9 protein-coding genes are annotated in these 17,767 nt (G+C 39.4%); 8 read left to right on the top strand and 1 reads right to left on the bottom strand.

Going from position 1 to position 17,767, the window contains the following annotated elements; genetic code table 11:
• Positions 1–27: 27 nt before the first annotated feature.
• Complete coding sequence (gene rfbB / locus AC2D3N_RS12305) at positions 28–1,131, bottom strand: dTDP-glucose 4,6-dehydratase (protein ID WP_079677864.1); 1,104 nt, start codon at positions 1,129–1,131, stop codon at positions 28–30.
• 199 nt (positions 1,132–1,330) lie between these two features.
• On the opposite strand from rfbB, the gene AC2D3N_RS12300 reads away from it, so the two are divergent.
• The 8 genes from AC2D3N_RS12300 to AC2D3N_RS12265 all read left to right on the top strand — a co-directional run bounded on the left by AC2D3N_RS12300 (position 1,331) and on the right by AC2D3N_RS12265 (position 17,749).
• Positions 1,331–2,986, top strand: a complete 1,656-nt coding sequence (locus tag AC2D3N_RS12300) for a CapA family protein (protein ID WP_484691007.1) — start codon at positions 1,331–1,333, stop codon at positions 2,984–2,986.
• A 20-nt stretch (positions 2,987–3,006) separates the two neighbouring features.
• Positions 3,007–3,513: a hypothetical protein gene (locus tag AC2D3N_RS12295; RefSeq protein WP_484691006.1), complete on the top strand. Its 507-nt coding sequence runs from the start codon at positions 3,007–3,009 to the stop codon at positions 3,511–3,513.
• Between the two features lie 251 nt (positions 3,514–3,764).
• Positions 3,765–4,139: a 50S ribosomal protein L21 gene (gene rplU / locus AC2D3N_RS12290; protein ID WP_079677861.1), complete on the top strand. Its 375-nt coding sequence runs from the start codon at positions 3,765–3,767 to the stop codon at positions 4,137–4,139.
• A gap of 54 nt (positions 4,140–4,193) precedes the next feature.
• Positions 4,194–4,478, top strand: coding sequence for a 50S ribosomal protein L27 (gene rpmA / locus AC2D3N_RS12285; RefSeq protein ID WP_079677860.1), 285 nt, complete (start codon positions 4,194–4,196; stop codon positions 4,476–4,478).
• A 267-nt stretch (positions 4,479–4,745) separates the two neighbouring features.
• The gene (locus AC2D3N_RS12280; protein WP_484691005.1) at positions 4,746–5,222 is read left to right on the top strand and encodes a GNAT family N-acetyltransferase; all 477 of its coding nucleotides are present in this window, start codon (positions 4,746–4,748) and stop codon (positions 5,220–5,222) included.
• 108 nt (positions 5,223–5,330) lie between these two features.
• Entirely contained in the window at positions 5,331–6,263 is a 933-nt protein-coding gene (locus AC2D3N_RS12275; RefSeq protein ID WP_484691004.1) for a class I SAM-dependent methyltransferase, read from the top strand.
• A 269-nt stretch (positions 6,264–6,532) separates the two neighbouring features.
• Positions 6,533–12,328, top strand: a complete 5,796-nt coding sequence (locus AC2D3N_RS12270; RefSeq protein ID WP_484691003.1) for a trifunctional serine/threonine-protein kinase/ATP-binding protein/sensor histidine kinase — start codon at positions 6,533–6,535, stop codon at positions 12,326–12,328.
• Positions 12,329–12,364: 36 nt separating this feature from the next.
• The gene (locus AC2D3N_RS12265; protein WP_484691002.1) at positions 12,365–17,749 is read left to right on the top strand and encodes a trifunctional serine/threonine-protein kinase/ATP-binding protein/sensor histidine kinase; all 5,385 of its coding nucleotides are present in this window, start codon (positions 12,365–12,367) and stop codon (positions 17,747–17,749) included.
• The last annotated feature ends 18 nt before the right edge of the window (positions 17,750–17,767 follow it).

Here is a 17,767-nt window from a genome sequence, read left to right as displayed (position 1 = left end):
GGTTGGGTCTCCCAACCCCTACCTGGTTTAAGACGGGTAGACTTGACGATAATAAGCTTGATATTCTTCTGATAATAACGGTTCCCACCAACTGCGATGGGTCAAATACCAGCCAATAGTTTGACGCAACCCTTCTTCCACAGTAACTAACGGAGCCCAGCCTAATTCCGTTTTAATTTTAGTCGCATCAATGGCATAGCGTCGATCATGTCCAGCCCTATCTTTAACAAAGGTAATTAATTGATTAGAGGGTTTTACAGGCAGATGAACAGCCAATTCATCCATAATCCGACATAACATTTTAACTAAATCAATATTCTTAACTTCATTATTTCCCCCAATATTATAAGTTTCTCCAATTCTTCCATTATGAATCACCGCATCTAAAGCCCGACAATGATCTAAAACATACAACCAATCTCGGACATTTTGACCATCGCCATAAACCGGAAGGGGTTTTCCTAATAAAGCATTAATACACATTAACGGAATCAGTTTTTCAGGATAATGATAGGGGCCATAATTATTAGAACAATTAGTAATAATTGTCGGCATTCCGTAGGTATGATAATAGGCGCGAGCTAAATGATCACTGCCCGCTTTGGAGGCAGAATAGGGGCTATTAGGAGTATAGGGAGTCTGTTCGGTAAACGCATGATCATTTGGGCCCAGACTTCCATAAACTTCATCGGTGGAAACGTGCAGAAACCGATAATGTTCCGGTTGACCCTGGGCTATCCAATATTGACGAAAGGCTTCTAACAGGGTAAATGTCCCGACTACATTGGTTTGTACAAAAGCACCGGGGCCAATAATTGACCGATCAACATGGGATTCTGCGGCAAAATGGGCAATAGTATTGATCTGTTCTTCTTTCAATAAACTATCAATTAAAGGGCGATCGCAAATATCCCCTTGCACAAACCGAAAATTAGGGTTATGTTCCAAACTGACAATATTTTGCAAATTTCCCGCATAGGTCAAAGCATCTAAAACCACAATCCGGTCATCGGGATAGGCACTAAACCAATGATGGACAAAGTTTGAGCCAATAAACCCCGCCCCCCCGGTAATTAGAATGCAATGGGGTGAACGGTTGCTCGTGTTATCGTAACTATACTGAACGGCCAAGGTTATATCCTCCCAAGATCTGCCTATAAAAATAATACTGAAAATTCTGTTTCAAGCCCTGATCGAATAAACTCTTGATCATTGTACTTGCTCCCGGTGGAGTGCTAAGGGAAAGTTCGCTAAAAAAATCGAAAGTAGGTTATTGACCCTAAAATACCAGTTAATCCTATGATATTGAAGTGGCTGTGAGGAAAGCGGAGTGAGCGACTATCAGACTATCGCCTTGGCAAAAACTGGTGATCCCAAAGCGATCGCAATTTTAATCAACCAAGCGTTACAATCCAAGGGAGTGACCGCTAAGGTGACTCGTCAAGACCACCATCTCCAGGTCGTTTTGGTGTCTGAACAACTTCCCGATATTCAAGGGAGTGTTCGGGTTGTCCAAAATGGGTTAATGCGGTTACAATCCTCTGTGATTGGGTCGGTGACAATTTCTGGAACCCGTCGCGGTCAAAAAAAATCCGGCTGGACACAAACCCTAGTCTTGCAGGAATTTATCCCAGAACCTCTAAAATCTCCAAAACCTCCAAAACCTCCAAAAAATCAGAAGATAGGGTTATCCTTTCCTAAACTAACCTTTCCTGCCCTAAAAGTTGCCCTTCCTAAACCGCAAGTTTCTGTTTCTAAGCCTTGGTTAATTGTAGGTTCCGTTAGTTTAATGGTTTTGCCCCTATCCGGGATTATAGTCAATCAAAATCAAGAAAAAATCAATACTTTTTTAACGGAAATTCCCCAGGGTATATCTTCAAGTTTAGCTCAAATTCCCGCCTTTTCCTTGTCAACGGAAATCATTTCTAAACCGAATCCAATTTCTAAAACTGCAACCATAAAAAATCTAAATAAAGTCTCTAAATTAACCCTAAAAACCCTAGAAAATCCGATTAATTCTGATTTACAAATTACGATTCGGGCCGTCGGTGATATCATTCCTGGGACTAATTATCCCTCTAATAAATTATCTGCTAACAAAACCGCTTTATTTGCCGGGGTTAAATCGGAATTGAAAGGGGATATTGTGTTTGGCAATTTTGAAAGCACTTTAACTCAATATCCTAATAGTGCTAAAAATATCGGTCGCGGGTTAGTCTTTGCTTTTCGTACTCCTCCCGAATATAAGGCTTTACTTAAGGATGCCGGATTTAGCATTTTAAATGTTGCCAATAATCATTCCTTTGATTTTTTTGAGGCGGGTTTTAAAGATACGATTCAAAATATTAAAACAACAGGAATTAAGGCAGTCGGGGAAAAAGGAAAGATTGTTTATCATGAAGTAAAAGGAATAAAGCTGGCATTTGTTGGGTTTAGCAATTATGATTATCATAATAATTTAAGTGATATTGAAGCGGGGAAAAAGTTAGTTACACAAGCTCAAAAAAATGCTGATTTTGTGGTTATTTCTTTTCATGGTGGGGCGGAAGGAACTGGAGCTTTAAATGTCAGGAATAAAACCGAATATTTCTATGGAGAAAATCGCGGAAATTTAGTGCTTTTTGCCCATAGTATGATTGATGCTGGGGCGGATTTAATCTTGGGTCATGGCCCCCATGTTCCCAGGGCGTTAGAGTTATATAAAGGCAAATTAATTGCTTATTCCCTCGGGAATTTTATGGGATATCGAACTTTATCCACCAGTGGGGAGTTAGGATATTCTTTGATTTTGGAAGCGAAAGTTAATCCTCAAGGGGATTTTATTGAAGGTAAAATTATTCCTGTTCAGTTAAATTCCCAAGGGATTCCTAATTTAGATAATCGTAATAAAAGTATTAGTTTAATTCGCAATCTCACCCAAAAAGATTTTCCTAAAACGCCTTTAAAAATTGATAATAATGGCCAGATTTTAATTAAAAAACCCTAGAATCACTGTAGAGACGTGCCATGGCACGTCTCTACGGATTTCTGCTATACTATGTAACGAATTGTAAAAAATCATCTATCCTTGCCATTAATATGATGCCTGAACTTAACGTCGTTTCGCCGATTTATATTGTGGTTGTTGCTTCAACGGTCTTGGCCGTGTTATGGGGTATTATTTTTAAAGATATGTTAGAATATAGGGTTTCTCTCTGGAGTGATAGCTCTCAACCCACAACTTCTATTAATTATAAAACCCCCAATTTAATTATTGCTTATTTGGGGATGACCCTATTAATTCTAGTCTCCGTCAGTTCGAGTTTAGCGGTCTTTATCGGCGTCTATTGGATTGCGGGAGTTATGGGTTTGGTGGTGGTGATTCCGACTGCATTATTAATTTGGTTTCAATTGGGTTCAATGCTGAATTTATTAGCGACAAAAGGCTATGGAGCAATTGATATTGACACCCTATTTCCTGAGCAATCTTCTGAAAAAATACCGAATCCAACGGTTAGCAAAAGTGAGAGTTAATTAATTTCCTGTAATTGTTGTTGATGGTTGGGGGAAGCCCTGAAGGGCTTACTACGGTTGGGGAGTTGAAGCCCTTCAGGGCTTACTACGGTTTTGGACTTGACAGAAATACCAGTCATCAACGATAATAGGAGATTGTGTCTAAACCTTGCTCGGAACAGGTGCAGACATGGCAAAGGCTCAAAACTCGGGGAAAGTGAAAACACTCTGACCCGTTGAGCTACCTGTACGGCAACCTTAACCCAAAATACATGACTTACGCAATTATTGAAACAGGCGGTAAACAAATCAAAGTAGAACCCGGTCGTTTCTACGATATTGAACTGTTACCCGTCGATGAAAATGAACAAGTTATCATTGATAAAGTTCTGTTAGTCAATCATGATGGTGAAGTTCAAATTGGTCAGCCCTTAGTGAATGGGGCCACCGTTGAAGGGACTGTACTGCGCCATCTGCGGGGACGCAAAATCATCGTTTATAAAATGCGTCCGAAAAAGAAAACCCGCAAAAAACAAGGTCATCGTCAAGAAATTACCCGTTTGATGATTGAATCTATTAGTCTGAATGGGTCTGTGGTGGCGAAGCGGGAAGAAAAACCCGCAGAACCTGCAACAACAGAAGCATAAAATTAGATTGTGATTGAATATCTGAAATACTGATCATTTAATTAGGAGAATAAAATGGCTCATAAGAAAGGTACGGGTAGCACTCGTAACGGTCGTGACTCTAATGCCCAGCGCTTGGGTGTCAAACGTTTTGGCGGTCAAGTGGTGCGCGCAGGTAATATTTTAGTGCGTCAACGGGGGTGCAAATTCCACCCTGGCAATAACGTGGGTATCGGCAGTGATGATACCTTATTCGCTAAAGTTGATGGTATAGTTCGCTTTGAACGTAAAGGCAAAACTCGTCAAAAAATTAGCGTTTATCCTGCGATTGAGGCTGAACCTGTAGCCGTTGAAGCTTAATTAATAAAAACCTGATTTTATTGAATTCTGAAGCGGGCTAGATTAGCCCGTTTTTTATTAAAAAATTCAGAGCTTAATCCAACCAACCCGAGAAAAAAGCCAGTGTTTTTTGAGATTTTGTTAAATTCGCCACACATTTTATTAACTATAATATGTTAAATATTTTAGTGTTTCAGTTAATACAACTGAATGAGTTAAAATTTCATATTCTCACGACAGTCATGGGTATTTATCAGTTGCTCAAAATAATTTGAAGGATTATTGTATATGAAAAACATCTCACCAGACAACCATCATATTCTCTTTGATGATTCTCGTTCAAAGGTTGATTTAAACCAACTGCAAAATCTATTTCAAATTGCTGCATTTTGGGCAGAAAATCGAAGTCAAGAAGATCTAAAAATTGCAATTGAGAATAGCGAGCCTGTAGTTACAGTCTGGGATTATAAACAAATGATTGGATTTGCTCGGGCTACCTCCGATGGTATTTATCGAGCCAGTATTTGGGATGTGGTGATTCATCCGAATTATCAAGGGAGTGGATTAGGCCGAAAATTAGTTCAAACGGTATTAAGTCATCCTAAAATGTGTCGAGTTGAACGAATTTATTTGATGACAACCCATCAACAAAAATTTTATGAACGGATTGGGTTTGAATATAATTCAACAACTACAATGGTTTTGAATAATCAACCCTTAGAAATGAATAGTCAAAAAATAGAATTAACAACGGTTCGTCCTTGAGCTTGCTAGGGGCGAGGTCTTCTCGCCCTGACATCCCTTGTGGGTGACAAAAATCCCCAATTATGGAACACTAGAAGATTGAATAGTCATCCATCAGATATCAAAATCATGGCGGTCAGTACAACCTCGGAACCGGAATTGATGTCCCGCTTCATTAATGGGATTTTAGCCGTTAAACCCTTAAGCAATTTTGCTAAACACCAAGCCCGACAAATGATGATTAAACGGGCTGAAGCGATGGGAGTTCCTTGGAGACAACAGACCCAAACCCTTTTATCACGGAATTGGGATGGGGAACTAACCCAAGTCCAAAACCCCCATCTGCAATATCCTGATTATTATCTGACTTCTTTCCACGCTTATGATTCGGGAAACCTAAGTTGGCAAGCCGCCGTGGAAGTGGAAGTGGCGGCCTATGCAGTTCATGCTAAAATCTGGCCAGAAGCCGGGGCTAAGGGGGATGCCAAACTCCGCCGAAGTTATCATGACCTTTTAAAAGCCCAATTGCCCATTCCTCCCCAGGATATTGTGGATTTGGGATGTAGTGTAGGAATGAGTACCTTTGCCCTGCAAGAAATTTATCCAGAAGCTCAGATCACTGGTGTTGATCTATCGCCTTATTTTTTAGCGATCGCCACTTATAATACACAAAAACAGTCTAACTTAAAATCTCTCCCGAAATGGATTCACGCAACGGCAGAATCAACGGGTTTACCCAGTGGCTCTTTTGACTTAGTTTCCCTGTGTTTAATTTGTCACGAATTACCCCAATCTCCCACCCGTGAAATCTTGCAAGAAGCGCGGCGGCTATTGCGTCCCGGGGGTCATCTGGCGATTATGGATATGAACCCGAAATCGGAAATGTTCAAGAAAATGCCCCCTTATATTTTCACCTTGTTAAAAAGTACAGAACCCTATTTAGATGAATATTTCACCTTAGACATAGAACAAGCCATCATAGATGCCGGATTTCAACCTCCTACAGTTAATTTTAATAGCCCTCGTCACCGGACTATTATTGCCTCGGTTGGGTCAGTTTAAGATCATTCACGACAAATAGAGGAGAGACCATAATATTAACAAAAAGCTGTCTAATCATTCAAGAGATTTAAACCTCTATTTGTAGGAAATAGGGGGAAGCACCGATAGCCATTTTGTTATGATTAATGTAACCAGAATCAATTCTGGTTTCTACCTAATTCATCATCATTTTTACCAGAATATATTGGTTGTGAATATTGATTGCACGGGTAGCGATATCAATATTCCCAAAACTAGACTATTAAAGACAAAAAAGAGGCTTTTAGGTTATGGATATTGTTACTAATTTACCCGATTATCAAATCACGGAAGAATTGTACACCAGTACGCACACCCGAGTCTATCGCGGTATCCGTAATTGTGACCAAGTAACCGTCGTGATCAAAATTCTGCGAAATGAATACCCCAATTTCAGCGAACTTGTGCAATTTCGCAATCAATATACCATCGCCAAAAATCTTGATTTTCTCCATATTATCAAACCCCTGAGTCTCCACGCCTATCACAATAGTTATGCTTTAGTCATGGAAGACTTTGGGGGTATTTCCCTCTGTCAATATCTGGATATTACCACCGATAAAAGTCACTCCTATAAATTCTTACCCTTAATAGAGTTTCTCGAAATTACGATCAAACTTACAGAAACACTACACTATCTCTATCAAAATCGAGTCATTCATAAAGATATTAAACCCGCTAATATTCTAATTAACCCCGAAACTAAACAGGTTAAATTAATTGATTTTAGCATTTCTTCCCTGCTGCCGAGAGAAACCCAAGAAATTCAGAATCCCAATATTTTAGAAGGGACATTAACCTATATTTCCCCCGAACAAACCGGACGGATGAATCGAGGCATCGATTATCGGAGTGACTTTTATTCCTTGGGGGTCACCTGCTATCAATTATTAACCGGAAAACCTCCCTTTGAATCCGCCGATGTCATGGAATTAGTCCATTGTCATCTCGCCAAAAAACCCATACCCCTTCATAAAATTAACCCCAATATTCCGATGGTTTTGTCAGAAATTATCGGTAAATTAATGGCAAAAAATGCCGAAGACCGTTATCAAAGTGCCTTGGGAATTAAGCATGATTTAGAGATTTGTTTGACTCAATTGCAAACCACTGGTCAGATTGATACCTTTGAAATTGGTCAGCAAGATATTAGCGATCACTTTATTATACCCGAAAAACTCTATGGTCGAGAACAGGAAGTCAAGCAACTCCTTGATGCCTTTGAGCGAGTTAATATTAATAGCACAGAAATGATGCTAGTGGCAGGGTTTTCTGGTATTGGCAAAACCGCCGTAATTAACGAAGTTCATAAACCGATTGTCCGACAACGGGGCTATTTTATTAAAGGCAAATATGATCAATTTAATCAACAGATTCCCCTAGGGGCTTTTGTACAAGCATTCCGAGACTTAATGGGGCAGTTATTATCAGAATCCGATCCCAAAATTCAAACTTGGAAAACAAAAATTATAGAAGCCATTGGCGAAAACGGACAAGTTTTAATTGAGGTAATTCCCGAGTTAGAAAATATCATCGGGAAACAGCCCCCCGCCCTGGAATTATCCGGTACAGCCGCCCAGAATCGCTTTAATTTACTGTTTCAAAAATTTGTCCAGGTCTTCACCCGCCAAGAACATCCCCTCGTCCTCTTTTTAGATGACTTACAATGGTCAGATTCCGCTTCCTTGAATTTACTCAAATTATTAATGCAAGATAGCTTAGGCTATTTATTAATCTTAGGAGCCTATCGAGATAATGAAGTTTCTCCCGTCCATCCTTTTATTTTAACGGTTAATGAAATGCTCAAAACGGGAGCAACCATTAATACCATTACTTTACCCCCGTTAACCCAACCTCATCTCAATCATTTGGTAGCCGATACCATTAATTGTGAATTACCCCTTGCCCAACCGTTAACAAAATTAATCTATCAAAAAACCCAGGGAAATCCTTTTTTTACCACTCAGTTTCTCAAGGTTTTGCATAGTGAAAGGTTGATTAGCTTTAATTGGGAAACTCGGTATTGGCAATGTGATATTGCCCAAGTTGAAGCCCTATCTCTCACCGATGATGTGGTGGAATTTATGGCATGGCAATTACAGAAATTAGCAACGGATACCCAAGAAGTTCTGAAATTAGCCGCTTGTATTGGGGCTGAATTTGATTTGAATACCCTGGGTATTATCAGTGAGAAATCAGCCGCAACAACGGCAAAGACTTTATGGGAAGCATTACAAAAAGGTTTAGTCATTCCGACTACCAAAATCTATAAATTCTTTACTGAAACCGATAGAGAAGAAGCCCTGAATACGTCAATGAATCCGACCTATCGATTTTTACATGACCGGGTTCAACAAGCAGCCTATTGTTTAATTGCCCCAGAAGAAAAACAAACCACCCATTTTAATATTGGAACATTGCTGTTACAAAATTTCTCTTTAGTAGAACGAGAAGAACGAATTTTTGAAATTGTTAATCACTTAAACATTGGCAAGGGCTTAATCACTCAAGCCCGTCAAAAAGAAGAATTAGCTAGACTAAATTTACTCGCCGGAATGAAGGCTAAGGCCTCGACCGCCTATTCTGATGCCTTTAACTATATTGCAACGGCAATGGAACTTTTACCCACGGATGCTTGGGAAAACCATTATGATTTGAGCCTAAGCTTATTTAAAGAACGAGCCGAACTTGAGTATTTTAAAGGAAACTTTGACTCAGCAGAACACTGGCTGCAAGAGGCTTTAAACCAGGCAAAATTGCCCCTAGAAAAAGCCGAAATTTATAATATGGCTATTGTTCAATATACGATGCAAGCCAAGTATCCAGAAGCAATTAAAGCGGGTCGTCAAGCCCTGGCTTTAGTAAATATTGATTTGCCAGAAGAAAATTTGGATAGGGTGCGAGATTCCGAACTTTTCCTGGTACAAGAAGCCTTAAAAAATCGCCAATTTTCTGACTTGGTTCATTTACCGATTATGACAGAAATAGAACCAAAAATGGCAATCAAATTATTAATTGCCATGGGGCCACCCACCTATCGTTCCCATCAAAGATTATGGTCGGTAATCTGTGCAAAAGCCGTCAATTTGTGCTTGAAATATGGCAATACACCGGAGATTGGATATATTTATCCTGCCTTTGGAGGCTTACGGGGCTATGCGTTGAATCATTATGAAAATACGAACCAATTAATTGATGTCACCCTCAATTTAATGCAAATTTTTAATAATAAATCCGCCGAAAGTGTGGCTTATTTGATGATTGGAAGTTCCTTAAGACATTGGTCACATCCGCTAAAAATTGCCAGTGAAGATTATCTCTCATCCTATCGAGTTGGTTTAGAGTCGAGTAATTTACAATATGCTGCCTATGCCTTTGGGCATAATATGTATTGTCGGTTTTATCAAAGTGTTTTCCTGGAACAACTTCTGCGTGAAATTACAGAATCCTTAACTTTTAGTCAGAAATATAAAAATCAGTGGGCGATTGATTTATTTCTGGGGGGTCAAATTCTCTTAGCGGAATGGATTGGAAATACACCTAATCTTAAGGAATCGGATTATTTGCAGCAATGTCATGACCATAAAAATTGGCAGGTCATTTGTATTTTCAATATCTTGAAAAGCCAATTACTATTTGTTCATGAACAGTTTGAAAAAGCATTTTATTACAGTGAGCAAGCGGATGCCGAAATTATTAATGTAGCACCGCAAGGGTTGTTACCCTATGTTCACCATTGTTTTATTCATGCCCTGTTATTAATTAAACGTTATCCCACCCTCCCAGAAAACCAAAAACAAGACTGTTGGGATAAAATTTCTAGGTATCGGCAACAACTCGGAATTTGGTCACATAATAATCCGGTTAATTTCTTACATTTATCCAGTTTAGTCAATGCAGAAATAGATCGGATTTCTGGCAATTTTGCCCAGGCAATAGAGGATTATGATCAGGCGATTACGGCCGCTAAAGTCAATGAATCGATTCAAGGAGAAGCTATAGGAAATGAACTGGCGGCTCAATTTTATCTCGCTTGGGGTAAGGAAAAAGTGGCAGCTGGATATTGCACAGAAGCCTATTATTGTTATGCCAAATGGGGAGCTAAAGCCAAAGTTGCTGATTTAGAAAAATGCTATCCTGAATTGCTGATGCCGATTCTGCAACAATCTCGCCCGGCGGATTTATTAGAAGAAACTATCACCCAAGGGGTAAAGATGTCTACTTATAGTTCGAGTAGTATGTCTGAAGTTCTGGATTTAACAACTTTACTCAAAGCCTCTCAGGCTATTTCTAGCGAAATTGAACTTAAAAAACTCCTGGTGACTCTATTAGAAATCGTAATTACTAATGCGGGTGCAAATAAGGGTGTATTACTGCTTAAACAAGAGGAAGTATTCAAAGTAGCTGCCCTCTTAGAAGATGGGAAATCACCCCAAATCCTATCCTCCGTGGCTTTAGAGTTGAGCTTAGAAGTACCGATTACGGTGATTAATAATGTTAAGAGAAATTTAAAACCGCTAGTCCTAACAGATGCCAGAATTAGTAATCGCTTTATCGCCGATCCTTATATTCAAAAAAATCGCCCAAAAAGTATTATTTGTGTTCCCATTATCCATCAAGGTCAGTTAATTGGGATTTTATATTTAGAAAATAATTTAGCCGTCGGTGCATTTACCAGCGATCGTGTCGAATTACTCAAATTCCTCTGTTCCCAAGCGGCAATTTCCCTAGAAAATGGCCGACTCTATCAAGAATCCCAAACCTATGCTCAACAGCTAGAACAATCTTTAGAGAAACTTCAAGTTAGTGAATCTCGCTATCGCTATCTAGCAACCGCCACTTCCCAGATTATCTGGCTGGCAAACTCTGAAGGGGAAAACCTCGATACCGTCCACTGGATTGCCTATACGGGACAGACCCAGGAAGAAGTCCAGGGAACCGGATGGCTAAATGCTCTACATCCCGATGATCTTGAGCATACTACTAAACTTTGGCTTCAGGCCATTGAAACCAAGAGTATATACCGAACTCAGTACCGCATTCGAGGGGCTGATGGCATTTACCGTTATTTTGATGTTCAAGGGGTTCCGATCCTCAGCACAGACGGGAGTGTGAAAGAATGGATTGGTACTTGCACCGATATTGATGCTCGCAAACGGGCGGAAGATAATCTCCGACAAAAATCTCAGGAATTGGAGAGAACGCTACAAGAACTACAAACCATGCAACTCCAACTGGTGCAGAACGAAAAAATGTCGGCTTTAGGAAATTTAGTAGCCGGGGTTGCCCATGAAATTAATAATCCCGTGAGTTTTCTCAAGTGCAATATTCCACCCATCCTGAATTATATCAAAGACCTGTTAGAGTTAATTAATTTATATCAGAAAAAATACTCCCAACCGGATGCAGAAATTCAAGCGGAAATAGAAGCGATTGATCTCGATTATATCAGGGAAGATTTACCAAAATTAATCGGTTCGATGCGGGAAGGGGTGAAGCGAATTCAAGATATGAGTGTTAGCCTCAGAACCTTTTCCCGTGGGGATAGCGATCACCCCATTGCCTGTAATATTCATGATGGCATTGATAGCACCTTGATGATTCTCAAACATCGCCTCAAAGCCAATGAGAAACGCCCGGAAATTCAAGTAATTAAGGATTATGGCAGTTTGCCCCAATTCCAATGTTACGCGGGACAACTGAATCAGGTGTTTATGAATATTTTAAGTAATGCGATCGATGCTTTAGAACAATCGAATCAAGGACAGAGTTATGGGGAGATTAATAATCAAATTATAATTAAAACTGAGTTATCTCAGGATCAAAAACAGGTAATTATACGGATTAAAGATAATGGTATTGGCATGAGTCCAGAGGTTCAGGAACAGGTATTTGATCATTTGTTTACCACTAAAGAAGTAGGTAAAGGTACGGGTTTAGGATTGGCGATCGCTCGACAGATTATTGTGGAAAAACACTCTGGTATAATAGAGTTAAGTTCAAGTCTGGGTGAAGGTACGGAATTCATGATTTCAATTCCTTGTTAATCTGGAGTGATCCACCCAATTAAAAAGGTTATAACCATGGTCGTCAACTTAGTGGGTTATCAAATTACAGAGCAATTATACGCAGGAACTCGCACCCTCGTATATCGAGGTATCCGTACCGACGACCAAGCAACTGTTGTGATCAAATTCCTGCGAAACGAGTATCCAACTTTTCATGAACTCGTCCAATTTCGTAACCAATATACCATTGCTAAAAATCTCGACTTTCCCCATATTATTAAACCCTTAAACCTAGAAATCTATCACAATGGCTATGCCTTAGTGATGGAAGATTTTGGTGGAATTTCCCTCTCCCATTATCTGCAAAACGCCACAAAGGAAAATTCTCAATCTAAATATTTACCTTTAACTGAATTTCTGGAAATCGCTATCAAACTCGCCGATACCCTACACTATCTTTACCAAAATCGAGTCATTCATAAAGATATCAAACCCGCTAATATTCTGATTCATCCCGATACCAAACAAATTAAATTAATTGACTTTAGTATTTCTTCCCTGTTACCCAAAGAAAGCCAAGAAATTCAGAATCCCAATATCTTAGAAGGGACATTACCTTATCTTTCCCCCGAACAAACGGGACGGATGAATCGAGGGATTGATTATCGGAGTGATTTTTATTCCCTGGGCATCACTTTTTATGAATTGTTAACGGGAATATTACCCTTTTCTGCTGAAAATGCCATGGAATTAGTCCATTGTCATCTGGCTAAAAAACCCAGACCGATTCATCAAATTAATCGAGAAATCCCCCTGATTTTATCAAAAATTGTTAAGAAGTTGATGGCAAAAAATGCCGAAAACCGCTATCAGAGCGCCCTGGGAATTAAATATGATTTAGAGAAATGTTTGACTCAACTTAAAACAACGGGTCAAATAGACTTTTTTGAATTAGGAAACCAAGATATTACAGACCGTTTTCTAATTCCCGAAAAACTATACGGTAGGGAACGAGAAGTGGATCAACTCTTAGCTGCTTTTGAAAGAGTTGCGTCACTATCTTCATCGTCGCAAAAGGGAGAAAATTTCCCCCTATCCAGTAGTGAAATCATGCTCGTTGCCGGATTTTCTGGGATTGGAAAAACAGCCGTTATTAATGAAGTTCATAAACCCATTGTCCGACAACGGGGATATTTTATTAAAGGCAAATATGACCAATTTCAACGGAACATTCCCTTTTCGGGATTTGTGCAAGCCTTCCGCGACTTAATGCGGCAATTATTATCGGATTCGGATATTCAATTGCAAATCTGGAAGGATAAAATATTAGCAGAATTAGGAGAGAATGGACAAGTTTTAATTGAGGTTATTCCTGAGCTAGAACATATTATTGGGAAACAACCTCAAGCCCCAGAAATTTCTGGGAATGCGGCTCAAAATCGCTTTAATTTATTGATGCAGAAATTTGTCGGGATCTTCAGCACGAAAGAACAGCCTTTAGTTATATTTTTGGACGATTTGCAATGGGCAGATTCTGCTTCTTTGAATTTGCTGCAACTATTAATGCAAGATACGGGAAATTTATTGATATTAGGAGCCTATCGAGATAACGAAGTCTCGCCAATTCATCCCCTTATGTTAACCATAGATCGAATTGTTAAAAGTGGAGCTACGGTCAATACCATTACTTTACCCCCCCTAAGTGAATCCGATCTCAATCGATTAGTAGCCGATACACTCCATTGTGAATTACCCCTAGCCCAACCTTTAACCCAGAATGTTTATCAAAAAACTAAAGGAAATCCCTTTTTCGCCGTACAGTTTCTTAAAGCCTTATATGACGAAAAATTAATTACCTTTAATTGGGAGATTCAGCATTGGCAATGTGATATTGCTAATATTAAAGCCTTAGCCATTACCGATGATGTGGTTGAATTTATGGCGTTGCAATTACGGAAATTACCAACAGAAACCCAAGACGTTCTCAAATTAGCCGCTTGTATCGGATCTCAGTTTGATTTAGCCACTTTAGCCATCGTTTCAGAAACCGATAACTCCCCGGCATTGATGGCGGATCAACTGTGGAAAGCATTAGAAGAAGGCTTAATTATTGCCACAACGGAAGTTTATAAATTTTTCCGGCAAAATGATAATATTTGCACCGTCGATGATGTGGCTACCCATGCCAATTATAGATTCCTCCATGACCGCGTTCAACAAGCGGCCTATTCTTTGATTCCCGATGACAAAAAGCAAGCCACCCATCTCAAAATTGGGCAATTATTACTCAAAAATTCCTCAAACATTGAGCAGGATGACAAAATTTTTGAAATTGTTAGACACTTAAATCAAGGTCAAGATTTAATTAAACCACCCCAGGAACGTCAAGAATTAGCGGAATTAAACCTCATAACCGGACGAAAAGCCAAGGCATCTACCGCTTATGTTGCCGCATTGGTTTATTTGCAAACCGCCATGGAGTTACTGACCGCAGAATGTTGGCAAAATCAGTATGAATTGACCCTGAATATTTACATTGATACGGCTGAGGCTCAATATTTAAACCTGGATTTTGAGGAGTCACTCAAGTTAGCTGAAGTGGCAATGCAAACGGCTAATAGTTTATTGGATAAAGTCAAAGTTTATGAATTGCAAATGCAGATTCATATTGCTCAACTCGAAATGTTAACAGCCGTGAATATTGGGTTAGAAGTCTTAGAAAAACTCACGATTTCCTTACTCACAATCGATGTCGAAAAAGAATTAATCATTGATTTACCCCATCTTGACCGTTTGGATGAGTTGCCCATCATGACCGATCCCAATAAGTTGGCAGCCATGCAGATTTTGAAAATCCTTTGCGCGCCTGTATTTATGGCAAAACCAGAGATTTTCCCGCAAATTATTATCACCATGATTAATTTGTGTCTGCAACATGGAAATTCGGGAATATCATCCTTTGCCTATGGTTTTTATGGGTTATTGCTAGTGGGATTTGGTCAATTAGATAGGGGTTATCATGCGGGTTTAATTGCCTTAAAACTTTTAGAAAAATTTAATGCTAAAGACCTGAAAGCTAAGGTTTATAACTTGTTTAATTCTAATATTCGGACTTGGAAAGAACACCCGAGAAATAGTGTAGAACCTTTACGAGAAGCAGTACAAGCCGGGCTAGAAGTGGGTGATTTAGAGTGGGGGGGATATTCTGCTGCCAATTTATCGAGTTACTTATTTTTTACGGCAGATAACTTAGGGTCATCTGTTGGGGAACAGAAAGTTTATATTGATTTGTGTATTCATATCAAACAAGAAATTCCGACTCATTTTTCGCAAATATGGCGACAATTGGGCTTAAATTTACAGGGGGAATCGGCAGATCCCTTATTATTAATCGGTGAAAGTTTTGATGAAGCAAAAATTTTACCTCGCATGATTGAAGCCAAATCAGGAAATGTTTTATTTATTTTTTATGTGGCAAAAACAATTTTACTCTATTTGTTAGGGGATAGTCGCCAAGCCTTAAAAAATGTGGAATTTGCCCAGGAACAAGCGGGGGCTGCTTTTGGTTTTATGCAGGTTGTCTTTCTCAATTTTTACCATTCCCTGGCGTTACTCAATCTCTATGCTAAAGTTCCCCAGAGCGAACAACAAAACTATTTAGCACAAGTCAATATTAATCAGGAAAAAATGAAATTTTGGGCGGAGAATGCCCCGCAGGTAAATCAACATAAATATGATTTAGTAGAAGCCGAAAAAGCCCGAGTCTTGGGGATGAATTGGCAGGCGGCGGAGTTCTATGAACAGGCTATTTTAGGAGCAAAAAAACAAAGTTATATTTGCGAAGAAGGGCTGGCTCAGGAACTCGCGGCTCAGTTTTGCCTAGGGTGGGGGAAAGAACACCTCGCCCGGGATTATATGATCGAGGCTTATTATATTTATAGTCGTTGGGGAGCTAAGGCTAAAATTGACGCTCTGGAAAAACATTATCCCCGACTCCTCGCGCCCATCCTACAACAACCTAACGCTGCTCATTCCTTCCAAGAAACCATTGCCAGGGGAACGCTCACGTCTACCAAAACCTCGACCAGTAGTTCGGAAGTGCTAGATTTACCGACTCTACTCAAAGCTTCTCAAGCGATTTCTGGTGAAATTCAACTCGATAAACTCCTCACAACTCTATTAGAAATAGTGATTGCCAATGCGGGGGCCAGTAAGTGTGTCTTGCTGATTAAACAAGATCAGGCTTTAAAATTAGTCGGTTTAGTAGAATCCGAAAAATCTCCCCAACTCCTATCTTCTGTTCCCCTAGAATTAAGTCCCGATATCCCGATTAGTTTAGTTAATAATGTTAAGCGAACCTTGCAACCTCTGGTACTCGCAGATGCCCGGATCCGTGCTGATTTTGCTGCTGATTTTTACATCAAAAAACACCAGCCGATCAGTATTCTTTGTATTCCAATTATAAATCAAAGGCAGTTAATCGGTATTTTATATTTAGAAAATAATTTGACGGTGGGAGCGTTTACGAGCGATCGCGTTGAAGTGTTAAATTTAATTTGCTCTCAAGCCGCTATTTCCTTAGAAAATGCCCGTCTGTATCAAGCCTCTCAACAAGCTTTAACTGACTTACAACACGCCCAAATTCAAATTATCCAAAGTGAAAAAATGTCGGCTTTAGGGAGTTTGGTGGCGGGTGTCGCCCATGAAATTAATAATCCCGTGGGTTTCCTTTCGGGTAATATTCAACCTGCCTTAGATTATATCCATGATTTATTTCGATTGCTCGATCTCGTGCAAAAAAAATATCCTGAATTGGACTCAGAAGTTCAACAGGAAATTTCAGCCATTGAACTGGATTATATTCGGGAAGATTTGCCTAAATTAGTCGGTTCGATGGCGGAAGGAGTCAAACGAATTCAGGATATTAGTATGAGTCTGAGAAACTTCTCCCGTGCGGATAAGGACTATCCGGTGGCTTGCAATATTCATGACGGGATTGATAGCACGTTAATGATTCTCAGACACCGCCTCAAAGCTAATGAAAAACGACCCGAAATTCAGGTGATTAAGGACTATGGTGATTTACCACAAATCCAATGTTATGCCGGACAACTCAATCAGGTATTTATGAATATTTTAAGTAATGCGATCGATGCTCTGGAACAATCGAATCAAGGACTAAGTTATGGGAAAATTCATAATCAGATTAGGGTTAAAACGGAGTTATCTAGTGATCAAAAACAGGTAATTATTTGGATTAAAGATAATGGTATTGGTATTAGTAAAGAGGTACAGGAAAAGATATTTGATCATTTATTTACAACTAAAGAAGTGGGAAAAGGAACGGGTTTAGGGTTGGCGATCGCCCGACAGATTATTGTGGAAAAACACTCGGGTACATTAACAGTAAACTCTAGTTTAGATCAAGGTTCAGAATTCACAATTTTAATTCCCTGTTAATTTTAGGTAACAGGCAAC

It is taken from the genome of Planktothrix sp. PLAVEN19ND, assembly GCF_057220675.1.
This window is presented reverse-complemented; position numbering and strand designations above follow the sequence as displayed.